Source organism: Pseudomonas sp. SCPG-7 (assembly GCF_002156405.1).
In the GTDB taxonomy this organism is placed as follows: domain Bacteria; phylum Pseudomonadota; class Gammaproteobacteria; order Pseudomonadales; family Pseudomonadaceae; genus Aquipseudomonas; species Aquipseudomonas parakoreensis.
The window spans coordinates 49,411-69,968 of the sequence record NZ_MVOO01000015.1 but is presented as its reverse complement, the minus strand read 5'-3'; the positions used below and the strand labels follow the sequence as shown (position 1 = coordinate 69,968).

At 61.8% G+C, this 20,558-nt stretch carries 20 protein-coding genes; 16 read left to right on the top strand and 4 right to left on the bottom strand.

Annotated elements, in window-relative coordinates:
* Positions 1-267 precede the first annotated feature (267 nt).
* From B1722_RS23090 to B1722_RS23040, 11 genes are all read left to right on the top strand, one after another.
* Positions 268-1,416: a DUF2515 family protein gene (locus B1722_RS23090; protein ID WP_086794465.1), complete on the top strand. Its 1,149-nt coding sequence runs from the start codon at positions 268-270 to the stop codon at positions 1,414-1,416.
* A 109-nt stretch (positions 1,417-1,525) separates the two neighbouring features.
* Entirely contained in the window at positions 1,526-2,134 is a 609-nt protein-coding gene (locus B1722_RS23085) for a hypothetical protein (protein WP_368040865.1), read from the top strand.
* Entirely contained in the window at positions 2,113-2,619 is a 507-nt protein-coding gene (locus B1722_RS23080) for an Hcp family type VI secretion system effector (protein ID WP_041068089.1), read from the top strand. Before B1722_RS23085 ends, B1722_RS23080 begins: the two co-directional genes overlap by 22 nt.
* 53 nt (positions 2,620-2,672) lie before the next feature.
* Complete coding sequence (locus B1722_RS23075; protein ID WP_368040866.1) at positions 2,673-3,092, top strand: hypothetical protein; 420 nt, start codon at positions 2,673-2,675, stop codon at positions 3,090-3,092.
* A gap of 137 nt (positions 3,093-3,229) precedes the next feature.
* Positions 3,230-4,297 (top strand): DUF2333 family protein, encoded by a 1,068-nt coding sequence (locus B1722_RS23070; protein ID WP_007963034.1) that lies wholly within the window; start codon positions 3,230-3,232, stop codon positions 4,295-4,297.
* Positions 4,298-4,300: 3 nt separating this feature from the next.
* Positions 4,301-4,858, top strand: coding sequence for an NUDIX hydrolase (locus B1722_RS23065; RefSeq protein WP_086794463.1), 558 nt, complete (start codon positions 4,301-4,303; stop codon positions 4,856-4,858).
* Between the two features lie 188 nt (positions 4,859-5,046).
* Positions 5,047-5,418 carry a translation initiation factor Sui1 gene (locus B1722_RS23060; RefSeq protein WP_041068080.1) on the top strand — a complete coding sequence of 124 codons (372 nt, stop codon included), beginning with the start codon at positions 5,047-5,049 and terminating at the stop codon, positions 5,416-5,418.
* Between the two features lie 217 nt (positions 5,419-5,635).
* Entirely contained in the window at positions 5,636-7,549 is a 1,914-nt protein-coding gene (speA, locus tag B1722_RS23055) for an arginine decarboxylase (protein WP_007963030.1), read from the top strand.
* A 231-nt stretch (positions 7,550-7,780) separates the two neighbouring features.
* Positions 7,781-9,118, top strand: a complete 1,338-nt coding sequence (locus B1722_RS23050) for a type VI secretion system Vgr family protein (RefSeq protein WP_086794461.1) — start codon at positions 7,781-7,783, stop codon at positions 9,116-9,118.
* Complete coding sequence (locus tag B1722_RS23045) at positions 9,115-9,909, top strand: DUF4123 domain-containing protein (protein ID WP_086794459.1); 795 nt, start codon at positions 9,115-9,117, stop codon at positions 9,907-9,909. The genes B1722_RS23050 and B1722_RS23045 overlap by 4 nt, the downstream gene beginning before the upstream one ends.
* A gap of 12 nt (positions 9,910-9,921) precedes the next feature.
* Positions 9,922-10,797: an alpha/beta hydrolase gene (locus tag B1722_RS23040; protein ID WP_086794457.1), complete on the top strand. Its 876-nt coding sequence runs from the start codon at positions 9,922-9,924 to the stop codon at positions 10,795-10,797.
* On the opposite strand, the gene B1722_RS23035 is transcribed toward B1722_RS23040, so the two are convergent.
* Both B1722_RS23035 and B1722_RS23030 read right to left on the bottom strand, forming a co-directional pair.
* A complete protein-coding gene (locus tag B1722_RS23035; RefSeq protein WP_086794456.1) occupies positions 10,791-12,140 on the bottom strand; it encodes an MATE family efflux transporter in 1,350 nt (449 codons plus the stop codon). The two genes, B1722_RS23040 and B1722_RS23035, sit on opposite strands and share 7 nt — an antisense overlap.
* Before the next feature lie 140 nt (positions 12,141-12,280).
* Entirely contained in the window at positions 12,281-12,574 is a 294-nt protein-coding gene (locus B1722_RS23030) for a hypothetical protein (RefSeq protein WP_007963021.1), read from the bottom strand.
* Positions 12,575-12,813: 239 nt separating this feature from the next.
* Here B1722_RS23030 and B1722_RS23025 point away from each other — a divergent pair, with 239 nt between their 5' ends.
* The 5 genes from B1722_RS23025 to B1722_RS23005 all read left to right on the top strand — a co-directional run bounded on the left by B1722_RS23025 (position 12,814) and on the right by B1722_RS23005 (position 17,355).
* On the top strand, positions 12,814-13,116 hold the full coding sequence (locus tag B1722_RS23025) for a MazG-like family protein (protein ID WP_007951009.1): 303 nt from the start codon (positions 12,814-12,816) through the stop codon (positions 13,114-13,116).
* Entirely contained in the window at positions 13,116-13,865 is a 750-nt protein-coding gene (locus tag B1722_RS23020) for a methyltransferase (RefSeq protein ID WP_041068058.1), read from the top strand. Before B1722_RS23025 ends, B1722_RS23020 begins: the two co-directional genes overlap by 1 nt.
* A 12-nt stretch (positions 13,866-13,877) precedes the next feature.
* Positions 13,878-14,489: a DUF4136 domain-containing protein gene (locus B1722_RS23015; RefSeq protein WP_086794455.1), complete on the top strand. Its 612-nt coding sequence runs from the start codon at positions 13,878-13,880 to the stop codon at positions 14,487-14,489.
* 51 nt (positions 14,490-14,540) lie between these two features.
* Positions 14,541-15,098, top strand: coding sequence for a DUF4136 domain-containing protein (locus B1722_RS23010; RefSeq protein ID WP_007963018.1), 558 nt, complete (start codon positions 14,541-14,543; stop codon positions 15,096-15,098).
* 253 nt (positions 15,099-15,351) lie between these two features.
* Positions 15,352-17,355, top strand: coding sequence for a pilus assembly protein TadG-related protein (locus tag B1722_RS23005; RefSeq protein ID WP_086794453.1), 2,004 nt, complete (start codon positions 15,352-15,354; stop codon positions 17,353-17,355).
* On the opposite strand, the gene B1722_RS23000 is transcribed toward B1722_RS23005, so the two are convergent.
* Positions 17,352-20,099: a PAS domain-containing protein gene (locus B1722_RS23000; RefSeq protein WP_086794451.1), complete on the bottom strand. Its 2,748-nt coding sequence runs from the start codon at positions 20,097-20,099 to the stop codon at positions 17,352-17,354. The genes B1722_RS23005 and B1722_RS23000 overlap by 4 nt on opposite strands.
* Positions 20,096-20,542: a TadE/TadG family type IV pilus assembly protein gene (locus B1722_RS22995; RefSeq protein WP_041068044.1), complete on the bottom strand. Its 447-nt coding sequence runs from the start codon at positions 20,540-20,542 to the stop codon at positions 20,096-20,098. Before B1722_RS22995 ends, B1722_RS23000 begins: the two co-directional genes overlap by 4 nt.
* Between the last annotated feature and the right edge of the window lie 16 nt (positions 20,543-20,558).

Sequence of the window (20,558 nt, the reverse complement as noted above, 5' to 3'; positions counted from 1 at the left end):
ACCTCTTTTCCCTTATATGAGTGTCGTGCGTCAATAATCTGCGGTGCTGCACAATTCAGTTTCTGACCGAGCGGTTTTGTTTTTGACTTGCTCGTCGGTCAAGCCCTCGTATTACGGGCTCTTTGGGATTTTTCCTGTCGTTCGCGAAGGAGTGTCCCACCGCTTTGAAGTCATTGTCTTTCAGAGTCTTCTGATTTTTCTTCGACCCCTTTCACAGGGTTTACAGACGGGTAGGGTTAAGGGATTCCCTTAGATGCCTTCGCCACCATGACCCAATGTTTCAACCCGCATCCCAGCGATGGATTACGCCTGAACCACACCACCGCGCCCGTCGCCGAGTGTGAGTGCAAGGAAGAGTGGCTGTACGGCGAAAAGATGCTGGTTACCGAGGTTCCGGTACTGACGTGTCAGTGCCTCTGGCGTGCCTGTCAGCAGGAGGCCGAGAAAGTTGTCGCACCTGAGGGCGTTCTGATCGCCGATCCCGTTGCACGCAACCGGGCGATCAACGCCGCCTATGCCCGCTTGTGGCGACACGATCCGCGGTTCCAGTGGGCGGGTCTGGCGGCCTTCGCTTCCAAGCAGGTGGGTTGTGGGCTGCTCCATGCCGCAGACAGTATCGAACGTATTCGTGAAGAACATGAGGCGCGGCAGCGGGTGCGGGATGCTCGCCGCGAGTCCGGATTGCTGACTCCTGCAAAAATGCCTGAGCAAGCCGATGCGTTGCGCGAGTACGACGAAGCCCGGGCGCGCAATCCTGTGTCGTCGCTGGATTTCCATGGCCCCGGTGCAGCGTTGTCAGTGGCGCAGCAACAGTTCCAGCATGTGTACGACATGATGGCGATGGGCAATACCACGCTGTTTCTGGATGTACATCCGTTGCACCGGTTTTATGCGGTGCGTGGGTTGGCGGAGTTGAAGAAGTGTCTTGGTGAGCGGAAAAAAATATATGGGCACCCCACGTTTCCGGTCCTTTGGCCGGTGGGGCAGGAAACACTTGAGTTTGGAAAGCGCTCTACAGAAATTCTGGATGCTTTTGAAGCGATCGAGGCAGGGAATATTGCCGAAAGTGTGGAGCATCTGGCTTGGCATGAGCAACGAAACATTCTTCAGCCAACTATCTACGAAAACCTTCATCTGGTGGCGCTGCTGCGGGGCAATCATTTTTCTTACGTAACGGATTTTCCCTCAGGCGTTGCCCAGGCCATCGAGTTGACCCTCACCAGTCAATGCCAGCGAGTCGATGATGGCCGCACCATCGGTTTCGATACTAATCCTCTAGCGGATTTATCCGATATCGATCAACGAATGGCGTTCGTGCTTCGGGCGGCGGCTCGTTTTGACCAGATGCTCAATAACGACGATAGACATGCGCTAGCACAATCCATCCATGAAATTGCCACCATGGAGGGGAGTTAACTTGCACTTCTTTCTGTTCAGCAGGCGCTGTTGGGGGGCGTTGGTGCTTTGTACTGTTCTAGCGATAGCCGCCGCACGTCTACTGACGCAGCCATTGTGGGATGACCCCGTGATTACCGTGAAAATGGGGGGAACATATGAATACATGGAAGCGCACTCGACAGCCGGATTCAAGGCGTGGGGTCGCGGCCGAGGCGGCGTTTCGGGTGGGATCCCGAAGACTGACGCCCGCCTGCGCTTTATTGATCCGCAGTACGGATTCAAAACACCTCTTGCGCGTTTTTTTACGCTGACTTTCGTTGGCAATCTGGTCATCGACATCCGCATGTCCCCGCAAATCGAGCCTTTACTCATCGACGATGCGATGAAAGTTGTAGTCGATCTGCAGGCACAGTGGTGTGCAAAGGGCTGGAAACCGATGGGTACGCGGCGCGATCCGACTATGGCGGATACCCCGCAGTGGCGTGCATACGTCCGACAAGGCGTGCTCTCGGGCACGTCCTATTGGCAGGCTGGCGACAAGTACCAGGCAATGCTGTCACTGGCACGATTTCGAGACTCCAGGCATCCGGATCAGGAGCGCTACCTCATCACCCTTGAGGTCGCCGAACCCTGGATACCTTTCGAAGAAATCGAAAAGCTCCCCGACGAACCCGACCATTTCCCCCCGCCCCAACCACAAAAAGGAGCAACCCCATGCCCAGCCCAGCCTTCATGACCATTCACGGCAGCCGTCAGGGGCTGATCAGTGCCGGGGCCTTCACCGAGGAGTCGGTGGGCAACATCTATCAGAAGGGGCGTGAGGACAAAATCATGGTTCAGGCCCTGAGCCACGGCATTTTCCTTCCCAAGGGGCAGGGCGCGGGGAGGCGGATGCACAAGCCGCTGATCATCACCAAGGCACTCGACAAGGCATCGCCCCTGATCGAGGTGGCGATGTGTTCCGGTGAGCTGCTCAGCCAGTGTCGCGTGGAGTTCTATCGCACCTCCGCCCAGGGCGTGCAGGAGCACTTCTACACTATCGAACTGGAGGATGCGCTGATCGTCGGTGCCGAGGTGCTGATGCCGCATTGTCTGGATTCGGCGGTGTCGCACTTCACTCAACTGGAAAAAGTCCATTTCAGCTACCAGCGCATTTATTGGCGACACGAGGTGAGCCGCACGATGGGCTCCGACGAGTGGCAAGGCGCGGCGCAGGGATGAGGCTGGTTCATCATGCTGAGTTGACCAGCGCCGAGCGTCAGCATGTTTACCCCGTGGATCAGGCGCTGGAACGCGTCTGTCAGGTATTGCTGGAGCGCCGCCGGCTTGAAGGGCTCGATGAGCTGCGGGCCAGCTTGCTGATCAATCTGGACAGCGAAGTGCTGGGGCAGATTGAGTGTGGCGACTGGTTGTTGCTCAAGTCACAAGCCGAATTCGGCCAGTGGCCGGTTGCGGCGTCGGTCTTCGATCAGACTGTGCTCGAGATGATGAACAATCCCCCCGCGCAGCCCGTCCGAACCCCGCGAATTTTTCGTCTGGTCGACAGCATGACCGGTGAGCCGCTGGCGCAGCAGCCTTATCTCGTAACGGTTGACGGCGTTGTCAGCCAGCGCAAGACCGACGCTGAGGGCATCGCCCATCTGTTCGCAGCTGACGCCGTCCGGCCGATTTCAATGAAAATTTTCAGCGTCTGAAGGGCGCGTCTATCCTTTCGCTCACCGACCGCGCGCGGTTTTTTGTTCCATGACCCGATCACGGGTGCCCGGCCTTGGCACGTTGTTGTATGGTTGTGGTCGAACCGTTGAACCCAAGTGATTGAAAGGATATCGCCATGCTGGACTGGAAGAACCGCGCGGGCAGCGCGCCTGAACGTGCCGCTGAACCGAAGTCGGCCACCCGCAGCTACGTGGGCGGGCTGCTGTTCAGCCGCGCGCTGGCCACGCTGATCGGCATTTATCTGCTGGTCACCATTGGCCTGGGCTGGTACTGGAGCCAGGAGCCCGCGCTGTTCCCGGTGGCACAAAATGCCCAGGCGGCTGCCGAGAAAGAAGGCAAGCAAATGGTGGTCGGCTACACCACGGTCGAAACCCTCAAGACCGTTGCCGGCACTCTGCTGAACAAGCCGGGTGGCTACATTTCCAACGACCGCTTCCCGCCAGGCCTGTGGATGGACAACACGCCGAGCTGGGAATACGGCGTGCTGGTGCAGGTGCGTGACCTGACCCGGGCCCTGCGTAAAGACTTCGCCCGTTCGCAGTCGCAGTCGGCTGAAGACGCCGATCTGGCAAAAGCCGAACCGCGTTTCAACTTCGACAACAAGAGCTGGATCCTGCCGTCGAGCGAATCGGAGTATCAGGAAGGCATCAACTCCCTGAGCCGTTATCAGGCGCGTCTGTCTGATCCAACGCAGAAAAACGCCTTGTTCTACGCCCGCGCCGACAACCTGAACAACTGGCTGGGCGATGTCGGCACTCGCCTGGGTTCGCTGTCGCAACGTCTGTCCGCCAGTGTTGGCCGGGTGAAGCTCAACACCGCACTGAAAACCGAAGTGCCGGCGGTGGGCGAAGTGCCGCAGGTTGACGAGGAAGTGGTCGAGACTCCGTGGATGCAGATCGACAACGTGTTCTATGAAGCACGCGGTCAGGCCTGGGCGCTGTCGCACCTGCTGCGCGCCATCGAAGTGGACTTCGCCGATGTGCTGGCGAAGAAGAATGCCACGGTCAGCGTGCGCCAGATCATTCGTGAGCTGGAAGCCTCGCAGGAGCCGGTCTGGAGCCCGATGATTCTCAACGGCAGCGGCTTCGGCGTGTTGGCCAACCACTCGCTGGTCATGGCCAACTACATCTCCCGGGCCAACGCCGCCGTGATCGATCTGCGTCAACTGCTCAATCAGGGCTGAGTCATGGACGAGAGCGCCAAAGAGGCGGCCCATCGCGCCGCCTCCGATGCTGAACAGATCGCCTGGGTCGACGAGCAGGACAACCTGCTCGGCGCCCTGGTGCGGGCCGATCTGCGTGAGCGTGGGCTGATCGGTCGCGGCACTTACATCATGCTGTTCAACAGTGCCGGTGAGCTCTGCGTGCATCGGCGCACCTTGAGCAAGGCGATCTATCCCGGTTACTGGGACGTGGCGGCCGGTGGCATGGTCCAGGCCGATGAGACCTACGCCGAATCGGCGGCCCGCGAGCTGGAAGAGGAATTGGGGGTGAGCGGGGTGGAACTGACCGCCCACGATCATTTCTTCTTCGAGGACACCGGCAATCGCCTGTGGTGCTCGGCGTTTTCCGCGGTGTGGGACGGCCCGCTGAAACTGCAGCCGGAAGAAGTGCTGGAAGCACGCTTCCTTCCGGTCGAACAGGTGCTGCTGGAAATCGAGCAAAAGCCTTACTGCCCGGACTCTCTGGCCGCGTTGAAGCGCTATCTGAAGGCGCAGCAAAGCGACGGCGCAAAGAACACATAAATTGGCGCCGATTGGCTCTTAGCAATTGCGCTTTTTGCCGTTACACTGCGCGACCTTTTCAAGCTGCACCGACCTGCTTTTGTTCAAGCGTACGGTGCAGTAGCGCTGCCCCTGCCTGAGTGGGGCTTCGCGGTCGATGACCTTGCCCAAGGTCGCGATCAGTCTTTGTCCTCCCAAGAGGATTGCCGGTGGCCAAAAAAGCCGCATCCTTCGCCGCCCTTGGTGGCCTGGTATTTTCCACCGACGCAGGTCGTCATTGCCCGGAATGCAGCAAACCGGTGGACGCCTGTATCTGCAAACAAACCGTAATCCCGGCCGGGGACGGCATTGCCCGCGTGCGTCGCGAGAGCAAGGGCCGTGGCGGCAAGACGGTGACCACCATCACCGGCGTGCCACTGGCCGAAGACGCCCTCAAGGAGCTGGCGACAACGTTGAAGAAACGTTGCGGCACCGGTGGGGCGTTGAAGGACGGGGTCATCGAAATCCAGGGCGATCATGTCGAGCTACTCTTGGCAGAGCTGATCAAGCACGGTTTCAAAGCGAAGAAGTCCGGCGGCTAGCAGCCTCTGTGAAAACCACCCGCGGCTTGATCCGGTCCTGAAATGTTCAGTGCCGGCGTCGTCTCCATGGTTTTCACAGAGCCTGTTCATACCGGTTTCTAAACTACACGCGGTCAGCGCGGTCTACCGCCGCGCTGACGAACCGTCATTTTCATTCTTTAGACTGCGCCGGCCTGCGATCAGGCGACGCACTATGACTTCTTTATAGGGGACTTCGATGTCCGTACGACGCACACGCAAAGACGATGGCAGCCAATGGACAGTTGCGGACAGCCGCAGTGTTTACGGGATTCGCCATTGGGGGGCCGGGTATTTCGCGATCAATGACGCCGGTCGCGTCGAAGTTCGTCCGAACGGCCCGAGCAGTTCGCCTATCGACCTGTTCGAACAAGTCGACCAACTGCGCAAGAGCGGCTTGTCCCTGCCGTTGCTGGTACGTTTCCCCGACATCCTGCAAGACCGCGTCCGTCAGCTGACCGGTGCTTTCGACTCGAACATCGAGCGCCTGGAATACCAGAGCAAGTACACCGCGCTGTACCCGATCAAGGTCAACCAGCAGGAAGCGGTGATCGAGAACATCATCGCCACCCAGAACGTTTCCATCGGTCTGGAAGCCGGCTCCAAGCCTGAGCTGCTGGCGGTGCTGGCGCTGGCGCCGAAGGGCGGCACCATCGTCTGCAACGGTTACAAGGACCGCGAGTTCATCCGTCTGGCGCTGATGGGCCAGAAACTCGGCCACAACGTGTTCATCGTGATCGAGAAAGAATCCGAAGTCGGCCTGGTGATCGAAGAAGCGGCCTCGCTCAAGGTCAAGCCACAGGTCGGCCTGCGCGTGCGCCTGTCGTCGCTGGCGTCGTCGAAGTGGGCGGACACCGGTGGCGAGAAATCCAAGTTCGGTCTGTCGGCGGCGCAACTGCTGTCGGTGGTCGAGCGCTTCCGCGCCGCGGGCCTGGATCAGGGCATTCGCCTGCTGCACTTCCACATGGGTTCGCAGATCGCCAACCTGGCAGACTACCAGCACGGTTTCAAGGAAGCCATCCGTTACTACGGCGAGCTGCGCAACCTTGGCCTGCCGGTCGATCACATCGATGTCGGCGGCGGTCTGGGTGTCGACTACGACGGTACCCACTCGCGCAATGCCAGTTCGATCAACTACGACATGGACGACTACGCCGGTGTCGTGGTCGGCATGCTCAAGGAATTCTGCGACGCGCAGAGCCTGCCGCATCCGCACATCTTCTCCGAAAGCGGCCGCTCGCTGACCGCACACCACGCGATGCTGGTGGTGCAAGTGACTGACGTCGAGAAGCACAACGACGACGTGCCACAGATCGAAAACAAGGAAGCACTGCCGGAAACCGTGCAGTGGCTGGTTGACCTGCTCGGCCCGACCGACATCGAAATGGTCACCGAGACCTACTGGCGCGCGACGCACTACATGAGCGACGTGGCCTCGCAGTACGCCGACGGCAAACTGACCCTGGCTGAAAAAGCCCTGGCCGAGCAGTGCTACTTCGCGGTGTGCCGTCGCCTGCACAACTCGTTGAAAGCCCGTCAGCGTTCGCACCGTCAGGTGCTCGACGAACTCAACGACAAGCTGGCCGACAAGTACATCTGCAACTTCTCGGTGTTCCAGAGCCTGCCGGACACCTGGGCGATTGATCAGGTGCTGCCGATCATCCCGCTGCATCGTCTGGACGAAGAGCCGCTGCGTCGTGCCGTGCTGCAAGACCTGACCTGCGACTCCGATGGCAAGATCAACCAGTACGTCGACGAGCAGAGCATCGAGACCAGCCTGCCGGTACACGGTCTGAACGAAGGTGAAGACTATCTGCTGGGGGTGTTCCTGGTCGGCGCTTATCAGGAAATCCTCGGCGACATGCACAACCTGTTCGGTGACACCGACTCGGTGAACATCTATCAGAACGCCGATGGCAGCGTGTACCACGCCGGTATCGAGACCCACGACACCATCGAAGACATGCTGCGCTACGTGCACTTGTCGCCGGAAGAACTGATGACCCACTACCGTGACAAGTGCGCCAGTGCCCGCATCAGTGCCAGCGAACGCACGCAGTTCCTCGATGCCTTGCGTCTGGGTCTGACCCGCTCCTCCTACCTGTCTTCCTGAGACAGATGCTGTTGCACCGGGTTGTCTGAAATTTCCACGAAAGCGGTGGAAAATTCGGATGACCCGGTGGGACATCTCCCAAATTTCCCGCGAAATAACTGCTTGCCACAGCCGGTGAAGTGATCCCGTCTGCTTTTCGCGTAGGTCATTTCCTAAGTTGTACTTCAGCTCTCTACTCAGCCATGTCTCTCGGCGAGAATCCCCGGCCGCCCCTCCTGTAGAGATCCGCCCATGTTCGAATCTGTCAACGAGCCGTCGTTTCGTCTCGATGTAACGGGGCTGCCCGACCCCTTCGAGGTGCTGGCCTTTACCGGCAGTGAGGGCATCAGCGAACCTTTTGCGTTTGACATCGACCTGTTGATCGATGACCCGCAACTGGACCTGGCCGGTCTGCTGTACCGCTCGGCGTTCCTGCATTTCGGCCCCAGGCACAATGGCCTGGGCGGGCAACTGCAGAGCGTCGTGCAGCATGAGCACGCGGCGGGGGTGCGGTTGTGCCGAGTGACGCTGGGACCGAAGTTGAGTTGTCTGGCGCTGCGTTTCAGTCAGCGCATTTTCAGCAGCCAGTGTGTGCCGCAGATCCTCGCACAGGTCCTCAAGGAGCACGGTATCGCTGGCGCGCAACGGCGTTTTGATTTGCACGGCGAATACCCGGTACGCACGTTTTGCACCCAATACCGCGAGTCGGACCTGCAGTTCGTGCAGCGGCTGTGCGCGCAGGCGCGAATTGACTACTACTTCGAGCATCGGCCTGACGGGCACTGTCTGGTCTTCGTTGATGATCCCGCAAGGTTTCCGCTGGCTGGCGGGGCATCTGTGGACAATGACGCGAACTCGCCGAGCGTCCGGCGCTGGCAGATGCAGGTGGATGCCAGCGATGTGCAGGCGCGTTTGGCTCGGCCCGGCAAAGCACACGGCCATAGTGATCTGCCAACCTTGCGCAGTGCGCGGTGGCTGGCACTGAGCGAACATCCGTTTGCCGAGTGCAACCGCCGCTGGCTGCTGAACCGGATCGAGCATCGTGCTGATCCGGCCAGCGAACCGCCGTACAGCAACCGGATTCTTGCCTCGGCCCAGGCGCCTCTTGCCCCGCCGACGAGCCCTGCTACACCACCGCGCATGCACAGTCTGCAACGGGCCTGGGTGGTGACCGTCGCTGAGCCTCAACCTGACGAATGGCGGTCGGTAGCGGTGCAGTTTGACTGGCTCTATCAGGGTGAAGGCGCTGCTGCCAGCCACTGCTGGCTGCCCCTTTCTGCGACGTTGAGCGAGACGGCGCCGGCAGCGTTGGACGAGGGCGTCGAGGTGGTGGTGAGTTTTCTTGAGGGCGATCCGGATCAGCCGGTGATCAGTGGTGTGTTGCAGGAACCGGCCCTGATCGAAGACTACCCGGAGCCTCCGGTGCTGCCGGACGTTCTGTCGAGCGCAGGTCTGGCGCGGTGGCTGATGTCCGCCGAACCGCTGTTGCTGTTGTGTCTGGTGCCCGGCGGTGGCAGTTATAACCACTGCACGGCGGCAATCTGCAGTTGCCGGCTGGTCGCGTCGCTGGGACAGGGCGGCGCCACTTGAGCGGCGTGCCATTCACCCCGCAGACACAGTGGCTGCTGCTCGATGGCGCCGATGCGCAACAGGCGCGGACGACGTTGCGTCAGGGGTTCGCCGCAGTCCATTGCACGCGGCTGTTCGAGGGCACCGAATTTCGGGCGGTAAGCGAGCTCGGACCGCTGCTGGTCGACCTGCACGAGTGCCCGGCACTGGCGGCGCTGTGTCACCGTGATCCGCAGACCTGGCGTGGTCTGCTGATCGCAAGCGATGCCTCGTTGCAGGTTCTTCTGAGTCACTTGCGACGAATGCTGACCGTCTCGTTCGGGCTCAATCATCGCGCCTTGCTCGGTTACTACAACCGGCAGACAGCCAGTTACTTCTTCGATGCCTGTGATGCCGCCGACCTGAGCCGCTGGCTCGGGCCGATCCAACTGCTGCGCTGGTTCGGTGGTACCTGGGCTGACCTCGCGATTGGCAGTGAAGGCTGGCAGCAACTGCGCAATCCGCAATGGGTGGTCGAGCCGCTGAGCGTCGACGAAAGCCTGACCCGGCGCCAGCGCGAACGCTTGCAAAACTGTCTGCTGGAACAACACATCTGGCGCTGGTGCCAATCCATGGGAACCGACTATGCGCGGATGGCCTCCCATGTGCAGGAGGGCCTGAGCCTGGGTTTCAGCGACCGCGCGGTGCTGGATGGCTGGTTATGGCTACGCTTGCAGCATCCCCGGGCGCAACTGCCGGACGTGCCGGACGGGCTGAGCCAGCAGGCACGGCTCGACCATGTGCGGCGGCACTGGCAGAACGATCAATCTTGAGGTGTGGCACCCATGACAAATCCGCTGTGGCAACGGTTTGGTTCAATTCTCGGCGGGTGCCTGCTGCTGATGCTGTCGGGGTGTTCGCCGGTCAAGGTGCTCAATGCGCTGACACCCGATGACACGTTCCAGCGAACGGCGGGCATTGCCTACGGCGAAGATCCACGGCAGAAGCTCGACGTCTACGTGCCTCGCCAGCCACTGGAGGGCGCACCGGTGGTGGTGTTTTTCTACGGCGGCAGCTGGAACAGCGGTGATCGTGGCGATTACGCCTTTGTCGGCGAGGCGCTGGCGTCGCGAGGGATCGTCGCGGTGCTGGCGGACTATCGGCTGTACCCGCAAGTGCGCTATCCGCTGTTTCTTGAAGACTCGGCGCGGGCAGTGGCCTGGACCCGGGCGCATATCCGCGAGTTCTCCGGCAACCCGCAACGCCTGTTCCTGATGGGCCACAGTTCCGGGGCCTACAATGCGGCGATGCTGGCGCTCGACCCTGCGCTGCTCGGTGCGGTGGGCATGTCGTCGAAAGACCTCAGCGGCTGGATCGGCCTGGCCGGGCCGTACGATTTTCTGCCGATCAAGAATGCCGCTGTGCGCCCGGTATTCTTCTGGCCTGACTCACCGCCGCAATCGCAGCCGATCAACCATGTCCGGCAGGGTGAGCCTCCGGCGCTGCTGATCGCTGCGACCAAAGATAATCTGGTCAACCCGACGCGCAACACCGCCGGTCTCGCGCGCAAACTGCGCGAGGCCGGTGTGCCGGTGCAGGATCTGTACTATTCGCGCCCCAGTCATGTGACGCTGGTGGCGAGCCTGTCGCGGCCGCTTCGGCGCCTGGCGCCGGTGCTTGAGCAGGTCGTCGCGTTCGTCAAACACACGCCGGTTCAGTGAGCGGCGCCGCTGAACCAGCCGTCGTCGCGGCGCAGCCACAGGGCAAATACACCGAGGGTCAGGCTGCGCAAGACCATGAACAGCAGGAACGTTATCCACAGCCCGTGATTGCCCAACCCTTGCAGCGCCCAGGCAAACGGCAGCAGCAGGGCGACGGTCAGCAGCATGCCATTGCGCATTTCTCGGGCGCGGGTGGCGCCGATGAACAGGCCGTCGAGCAAATAGCTCCAGACCGCAATCAGCGGCAACACCGCCAGATACGGCAGATAGATGAACGCGGTGTCGCGCACGCTCTGGATATCGGTCTGCATTTCGATGAACAAATGCCCGGCCAGCAGAAACAGCGCGGCAAATCCGAGGCTGGCCAACAACGACCAGCCGCCGGCCACCACCAATGAGCGGCGCAGGGCGAGGCGATCGCGGGCGCCGATCGCGTGCCCGCACAAGGCTTCGACCGCATGCGCCAGACCGTCCAGCGCATGGGCGGTCAGCAGCAGGCCGTTGAGCAGCAGGGCATTGGCCGCCACCGTGGCATCGCCCAAACGCGCGCCTTGCACGGTGATCAGGAAGAACACCGATTGCAGCGCCAGGCTGCGGACGAAAATGTCGCGGTTGACCGCCAGCAACGGGCGCCAGCTCTGCCACACCTTCAACGCTGCCCAGGCGATGTGCCCGGGATAGGCGCGCAAGGCGCCACGGGTCAGCCACAGGCCAAGCAGGGCACCGCTCCACTCGGCAATCACCGAAGCCCGGGCCGAGCCGACCACCCCCCATTCCAGGCCAATCACGAACCACAGGTTCAAAGCGATGTTGATCAGGTTGGTGCTCAGCAGAATCGCCAGCGGCGCCCGGGCGTTCTGAGTGCCGAGGAACCAGCCGACCAGGGCGTAACTGGCCAGCGCTGCGGGCAGCCCGAATAACCGGGTGTGGAAGAATTCGCGGGTCAGTTGATCAAGCTCCGCCGACGGCTGCATGAAGTGCAGGGCCACACCGCTCAACGGCACGCCGAGCGTGCCGAGCACGATCGCCAGTCCCAGCGCCAGCAGCAAACCCTGCAACAGAATCTGCCGCAACGCCGCGCCATCGCTGCGCCCGGCGGCCTGGGCGGCAAACCCGGTGGTGCCCATGCGCAGAAAGCCCATGGCCCAGGCGAGAAAGGTGTAGAGGCTGGCGCCGACCGCCACTGCGCCCAACTGATGGGCGTGGGGCAGGTGGCCGATGACGGTGCTGTCGACCAGCGCCACCAGCGGCACGGAAATATTCGAAAGAATCATCGGCGCGGCGAGCGCCCAGACCTTGCGGTGAGTCGGACGGTCGCGCCAGTCGGCAATCAGGTTGGACATGCGGGCTCCTTGGGGGAGCGGGGATTGTAGCGATTCTTGCGATCTATTGTGGGAGCGAGCCTGCTCGCGAAAACGGTGTGTCATTCAGAGCCGTTTTGGCTGATCTGACGCCTTCGCGAGCAGGCTCGCTCCCACGAGGGTTAATGGATGATCCAGCTCAACAGCCACAACCCCAACAGCAACCAGATGATCCCGGCAATGATCGACGCATTCATGAACGCGCGAATCGCCGACCACAGCAGCATCAGGCCGACGATCAGCGCGAGGATGCTGATGATCGAGGTGTCCATGCCCAGTGTCTTGGCCAGGCCATCGACAAAATTGCCGCCAGCGTTGCTCAGTATGTTGAACAGGCCGCTGAGCCCATCGACGATGAAGCGGATGATCGAACCGAGTGCCTGGCCGAGCCATTCGAAAAAGCTTTCTACCTGCATGTGTGCATCCTGATGAAAGAGCTGAGCCTTGGGCCACAACGCGGGTGGCCGAGTTCCCTGACAGGAGTATGGCCCAATGCTGCGCCGAACGGAAAATCTGTAGGAGCTGCCGCAGGCTGCGATCTTTGGCTGTTGATTTTCAGGGGCAAGATCAAAAGATCGCAGCCTGCGGCAGCTCCTACGTGGGCCTTGCCTTCAACGCGTATCCCCCCGAAGCTATACGCCTTCAGGAGAGCCCGATGAACCTTGTTGAACTGACCGAACGCCTGCACGCCATTCGTGACCGTAATGACTGGCGGCAATTTCACAGCCCGAAAAACCTCGCCATGGCCGCCAGCGTGGAAATGTCCGAGCTGGTGGAGATTTTCCAGTGGCTGACCGAAGACCAGTCGCGCCAGTTGCCGGCGGACAAACTGGCGCATGCCGGGCAGGAAGTCGGTGACATCGTCCTGTATCTGTTGCTGCTGTGCAGCGAGTTGGGGCTGGACATGAATGAAGTGGTGCGCAGCAAGCTCGCCGACAGCGAACGGCGGTTCAGCTGATGAGCGACCGGCATTTCGATCAGTTGGCGACCCGGTTCGCCGAAAAAATCTACGGCGGCGCCAAAGGCGCGATTCGCCTCGCGGTGTTGCAGGCCGACCTGGCCGAAGCGTTGCCGGACCGGCCATTGCGCGTGCTGGACATCGGTGGCGGGCTGGGCCACATGTCGCTGTGGCTGGCCGAGCGTGGCCATCAAGTGACCTTCACCGAACCGGCCGAACCGATGCTCGAAGGGGCTCGTCAACGCTTCGCCGAAGCCGGGCAGAGCGCGACGTTCATCCAGGCGCCGTGGCAGGAGCTGCTCGGTCAGCTCACCGAACCCTACGATCTGGTGATCTGCCACGCCGTACTCGAATGGCTGGCCGAACCCCATGCGATCCTGCCGGTGCTGCATCAGTTGACCAGCCCCGGCGGCTGGCTGTCGCTGGCGTTCTACAACCGGGATGCGCTGATTTATCGCAACCTGCTCAAAGGCCATTTCAAGAAAATGCGCAAAAACACCATGGCCGGTGAAAAGCAAAGCCTGACCCCGCAGCAGCCGCTTGATCCGCGGGAGCTGGCAACGCAACTCGAAGGGTTGTGGCAGGTCGAAACCCAGAGCGGGATCCGGGTTTTTCACGACTACATGCCCGTGGAATTCCAGGCCCGCGCCGAACTCGTGGATTTGCTGGAGATGGAGCTCGCTCACCGTCGCCACCCAAGCTTCGCCGGGCTTGGGCGTTACTTGCACTGGATCTGCCGGCCGATCTGATCGGAGCACCGCATGAAAGCTCAATCCGGTTTATTGCTGATCTGCCTGGGGCTGGCCGCCTGCCAGGGCAGCAACCCGTACGTCGCGCAGTCACGGCCGTTGCCGCCGGCACCGCCGCAAGCGGCCAACACCTTCGATCGCAGTGCTTATCCGGCACCGCCACGCGATTACGGGCGCTATCGCAGTTGGGCCTGGCTCAACGGCCAGTTGCCGCCGGGCACAGCCTGGGCCGACTCGGCGCAAGTGGCCGAAGCGGTGAGCAATGCGCTGGATCAGCGCGGATTGCGGCCTTTGCACGACAACCACCCGGCCGACCTGTTGGTCAGCGCCAACCTGCGTCTGGAAACCCGCTTGCGTCAGGTGCAGGACGACTACGGCTACTACGGCGGATACGGTGGCTATGATCGCTACGGACACGGTTACGGCATGTACAACAGCGTGCCGATCGTTCGCACCTATCAGGAGCAGGTCGTGGTAGTGCAGGTCAATCTGTTCGACGCCGGCACCGGGCAACCGGTGTGGAGCGCCAGCGCCGAAACCGCCAACCAGGGCAGCCAGCTGGTGCGCACCGATGCCATTCGCGAGGCTCTGGAAAAAGCCCTGTCGGCCTATCCGCCGAGCTAGACTTCATATGAGAACGCTTCGCAGGTTCAGGCCTTCAACCGGAGAAAAATCATGTTCCGCCGTCTCGCTTTATTGGCCATGGCCGCGCTGCTCAGTGCCTGCGCCGCCAATCAGGTCAACCATGACTTCGATGCCAGCCGCGACTTCGCCGCCTATCGCAGTTGGAGCTGGAAAGAACCCGCGCTGCAATATCGCCCGGATGATCCACGGATCAAAAGCGACCTGACCGAGCAACGCATCCGCCAGGCCGTCAGTGATCAGCTCGACCAGCGCGGTTTGCGTCCCGCCGCTGCGGGAGCCAAGGGCGACCTGAGCGTGCAGACCTACCTGATTGTCGAGGATCGCCAGCAGCAAGTGACCACCAACTACGGCGGCGGTTGGGGTGGCCCGTGGAACGGTTACTGGGGCGCGCCGATGTACAACGAAACGCGCAACATCACCTACAAGGTGGCAACGATCCAGATCGACCTGCTCGACGGCAAGGACGGCAAACTGGTGTGGCGCGGCAGCGACGAGCAGATGCTCAGCAGCACGCCGAATCCGCAGGATCGCAGCAACGCGGTGCGCGAAACTGTCAGCCGGATATTGGCCAACTATCCACCGCGCTAGTGCGCTGTAAAAAAAACGGGAGCCCAGGAGGCTCCCGTTTTTTTGCCCCGCCACAAATCCCCTGTGGGAGCGAGCTTGCTCGCGAAGACGGCGTGTCAGCCACATCCATGTTGAATGACACCGCGCATTCGCGAGCAGGCGAGGTCTGCAGGGTTTTGTGCGGCATCAAATGGCGCGTTGCCACTAGCGCCGTCTACACTCAAACCCACCATCGGAGGTAGCGCTCGGCAACGCGCCAGCAAAGGAGTGCGCCATGTCGCCTCGTACGCAGTTCAATGGCAAGGCCCGGCAACGCGGGGCGATCGGCTTGATGGCGGCTGCGACCCTCAGTCTGGCGCTGGTGTTGATGCTGTTGGTGGTCGACACCGGTCGGCTGTACATGGAGCAGCGCAAGTTGCAGCGGGTGGTCGACAGTGCGGCGCTGGAAGCCGTCAGTCGCGGCGGCAACTGCCAGTCCGGTCTCAGCGCCGCGACTTACGCCGGGCAAAGCGCGGTGCGTAATGGCTACACCGTCGATGGCAACAACACGCTGGTGACCACTTGCGGCAGCGTACAGACCGCCGCCACCGGACTGCGCGCGTTCACTGCCGATGCGACGCAGTCGACGGCGGTGAAAGTCGCTGCCAGTCGCACAGTGACCACCAGTTTTGCCGGTGGGGTACAAGCGCTGTTCACGGGCTCGGCGGTCAGTCTGAACACCACGCTGAATGCTTCGGCTGTCGCCGCCCAGCCGACGCCGACGGTCGCGCAACTGAACATCCGCAGCAACCTTGCGAGCATCAACACAGCACAATCGAACATCCTCAATCCGCTGTTCTCCGGGCTGCTCGGCGGCAACGTCAACCTCACGGCACTGGGCTGGGATGGCCTGCTCAATACCGACATCAACCTGCTCAGCTACCTCAACCAACTGGCAATCAACCTCAACGTCGCGGCCGGTAACTACACGCAACTGCTCAACACCCAGGCCACGGTCACCCAACTGATTCAGGCGGCCGCGACGGTGGTGCAGCTCAATGGTGCGACCGCCACGGTGATCACTGCGCTGGGTCAGTTGCAGGTTGCGGCGATCAATGCGGCGCCGGTCAAGCTCGGCGACATCCTGCAGTTACAGACCGGTACCACGGCAGCCGGGCTGGATGCCAACCTGCAACTGCTGCAATTGATTCAGGGCGTGGTGCAACTGGCCAACAGCAAAAGCGCGGTGGCTGCGACCTTGCCGATCAGCGTGCTGGGGCTGGCGAATGTCACGGTGCGGGTCAAGGTCATCGAGCCGCCGCAGTTCTCGGCCATTGGCGATCCGGCGCGGGCCAAGGCCAATCCGTTGGGGCCGGACCGGATTTATGTGCGTACGGCGCAGATTCGCACGCTGCTCTCGGTGAATCTGCCGGTGCTGACCGGGGTGACCGGGTTGACCAATGCCGTATTGGGGCTGGTCGGTACTTTGACCCCGACCCTCAATGCGCTGTTGAGTCTGAATCTGGTGGCGACCCTCAACTCGGTCGGTTGTCTGCTGGGTGCCGGTTGCGAACAGCTTGATCCGCTGCTGTTGCCATCGCCGCAAATCGACATCGCCCTGGATGCCGGTGGGGCGGTCAGCTACGTCACCGATTACAGCTGCCCGGCAGGCCAGGGCACTGCGGGCACGAAAAGCCTGACCGCCCACACGATCACCTCGATCGCTGACCTCAAGGTCGGCAAGATCGACCCGACCAATGCTTTTTCCTCGCTCGCCGAACCGACGGTTACACCGTTGCCACTGGTCGATCTTGGCACCGTGACTTGCCACAAAATCCTCGGCATTGGCAGTTGCGACGAGAGCACCCACGTGCAGTACGGGGCGGGCGGTATTGCGATCATGGTCAACACCAGTGTCGCGCAAAACGCTCAGGATCTGCTGTATTCCAGCAGCACGCCGTTCGCCACGCCGGCCAACCTCAAACTGCCGCCAAGCGTGATTTCGGCGGCGCCGTCGAGCAATATCGTCAACAGCCTGGCGAACACGTTGGCGGGGATCAATCTGATCGTCTACAAACCACAGGGCAGCAATCCACTGGGCGCCATCGTCACTGGCGTGGCCAGCCTGATCAGTGATGTCACGGCGATTTTGCAGCCACTGATTACCAACCTCGTCAGCCCGTTGCTCGACCCCTTGCTCAACAACCTGCTGAAAAGCCTGGGTATCAACCTGATGGACGTCGACGTCGGTGCCAACATGACTTGCGGCCAGACCGGCAAGGCTTATCTGGTGATCTAGACGCCCGGCGCTATCGGCAACTCGATGCAGAAACGTGCGCCCTCCAGCGAGTTGCGCACGCTCAAATGGCCGCCCATGTTTTCAATGATGCCGTAGCTCACCGACAGCCCCAGACCGGTGCCGACGCCCACCGGTTTGGTGGTGAAGAACGGTTCGAATATGCGCTCCAGCAAACGCGGGTCGATGCCGCCACCGTTGTCCTCAACCCACAGCCGCACCTTGCTTTCATCGCGCTCGGCGTAAATCGAAATCCAGGGTTTGAATGACGCGTCCTTCTCGCGTTTGCCGAGCAGCGCATCGCGGGCATTGACCATCAGGTTGATCAGCACCTGTTCCAGTTGATCGACATAACCGCGCACCTGCACGCTGAAAGCGGTTTCGCTGATCCGCAGGTCGACACCTTTGCCGCGCATGCCTTCGGCGAGCAACGACAGCGTCCCTTCGATGGCCGAGGCCGGGTTGAACAGTTGCTGCTCGACCTCCGAGCGGCGGCCGAACACGCGCATGTGATCGACCACTTTCGCCGCACGCTGCACTTGAGCGTCGATGCGATTGAGTTTGTCGGTCAGGTAGTCGATCTGCACATCGCCGTTGCCCAGACGCTTGAGCACGTTGACGATGGCCATGCGCATCACGTTCAGCGGCTGGTTGATTTCGTGGGCCAGGCCGGTGGCCATTTCGCCGAGGGTGGCCATTTTCGCGCTTTGTGTGAGTTGCTGTTGCGAGCGGCGCACCTCGGTGTTGTCGCGGCCCACGGCCTGCACTTCGAGCAGGCGCCCGTGTTCATCGAACACCCCGCGATCGGACCACACCCACCAGGCATGCTCGCGTCCGGGCAGTTGCAGGCTGATTTCGGCGGTGCTCACCGGCAGCTCTGGAGTCAGCAGCGCCAGGCGTTGCACGAAGGCGGCGCGTTGTTCGTCGGACATCCAGCTGCCCAGATCCACCCCCGGCAATTGCTCCGGCGAGCATTCCAGATAAGTCGCCAGTGGCCGGTTGCCGAAGGTCAGGGTCAGGTCCGGACGATAACGGCAAATCATCGCCGGCGAGTCTTCCACCAGAATCCGGTAGCGCTCTTCGCTCTGTTTGACCTGTTCGGCGGCGAGGGTCGCTTCGGTGACGTCCAGCCACAGGCCGACGGCTTCGACCGGCAGGCCCAGGTCATTGCGCAGCAGCTTGGCTTCATCGAGCAGCCAGTGGTATTCGCCGCGCGCGTCGCGTAAACGAAAGCGCCCGCGCACCGAGCCTTCGCGCAGCAGTTGGCGGGTACGGGCGAAATACAGATCGCGGTCTTCAGGATGAATCAATTGCACCCAGTCAGTGCCAATGCCCTCGTCCGGCGTCCAGCCCAGCAGCGGCTGCAAACTGGCGCTGAAGAAATTGGGACGTAGCGCGCCCTCGACGTAACGCTGCACATAAATCACCGCTGGCGAACTGGCGATCAGGTTGTCCAGTCGCGCGTGCGCAGCTTCGGCTCGCTGCTGCTGGTTCCGGATGTCGCTGATGTCGAGCATGAACCCCACCAGTCGCCGCTGTTCACCACTGCCGGCGACCTGACCTTGCACGCGATACCACTGCGGTGTTTGTCCTGATTCGCTGCGGTGCAGACGAACGCTCAGGCTCAGGGCTTCGCCGTGCAGTTGCAGGGCGTGCAGACGGCTGCGCAGTTCTTCGCGGTCGGCCGGATGAATCAGCGCCAGCCAGTCTTGCAGCGAGATTCGCGCGCTGTCCGCCGGCAGCGCAGCGAGCAGCGACGGCGCCAGCAACACGTCGTCCCCGAGCATTTCCCACCAGCCGGTACCCAGCAGGGTTTGCAGCGACTCGAGGCGCTCGGTGTAGTGATGATGTTGCTGATCCCGCAGACGGCTGAGCAGCGGGCCGGCGAGGGCGCCGGTCAGTGACATCCAGTCGCGGTCGCTCAGGTGTGGCGCGACAACGTCCACGGTGTAGAAACCACAGAGCAGCCATGCCGCCACCCCGCGATCATCGCTGTAGGGCACGGCGAAACCATCGGCGTTGCCGAAGATCGCTGCAACGCGCGAGTGTTCGAACAAACCGTGATGCGCGCCGAGACGCTGCGGTGCACTGCCGTTGAGGCTGTCGAGCGGCGTGCCCAGACGCTGGCCGTCCTGCCACAGCATGGGGGCATCGTGGGCGCGATAGTGTTGAAAAATCTGCCAGCCCTGTGCCTGTTCGTCGAGCAGGGCGATGGCCAGGCACGGGATTCGCCAGCGCTGGGCGATGGCCTGCAACTGCTCGCTGAGCACCACCGGCAGGCGCATCAGGCTGCAGGTGCGCAGGTGGTCGCTGATCTGCCCGGCAAGGGCCTGACAGGATTCGCGGTGGCGCGATTGCTGGCGCTCCAGCAGCAGGTCGCCGATGTCCATCAGTTGCAATACCCAACCCGCCGCCGAAGGCTGCACCCAGCCGCGCAAATGCAGGGTCTGGTCACTGAGCCCGGGGAAATCCAGGTCGAGCATTTGCCCTTGCCAGTCCTGCGGCCGGCCTTCGATCGCCAGCGTACTGTGGGCGAGTAAATACGCCGCCAACGGTAGCGGCGAATCGTGGGGCGGCTGTTGCGCCAACAGATGACGCAACGGCCCGGCCATCTGCAGTACGCCGCCGTCGTGATCCAGGTGCAGGTGCAAACCCTGCGGCGGTGAGCCGAGGTGGTCGGGCAGTTCACTGGCGGGCGCCGGCGCGCGTTTGAGCAGGCGTCCGAACAGATGGTCGCCGGAGGTCAAAATTTCAGGCTCGACGCGGCGGAGAGGGTGGCGGGCAGGCTCGGCACGGCACCCACGCCCGGCAGCACCAGAAACGGAATGACCTGATTGAGCTTGCTGGTGGGGTAATCGACTCTGACCGTCAGCGTACCTTGAGTGGCGTCATACACCGCTGAGGTGTCGACGCCGACCACCAGGTTCAGCGCGGGTGGCACCCACTGCAACTGCTGGGTCAACGCGGTGTTGGCAGTGCTCACCACCACGGAGGCATAACCAGGCGTGTTGGGGTCGACTCCGACGCTGCGGCGCACCGCTTCGGATGTCGCCTCGTTGAAGGTCTGCATCAATACAAACGGCAGGCTGTAACTGACCAGCGCGTAAAACACGGCGAAAAAAATCACGAATACCAGGGCGAATTCGATCGCCACTGCGCCTGCCTGTGATTTTGCGAAGCCGGTTTTCATGACTGCGTCTACCCTG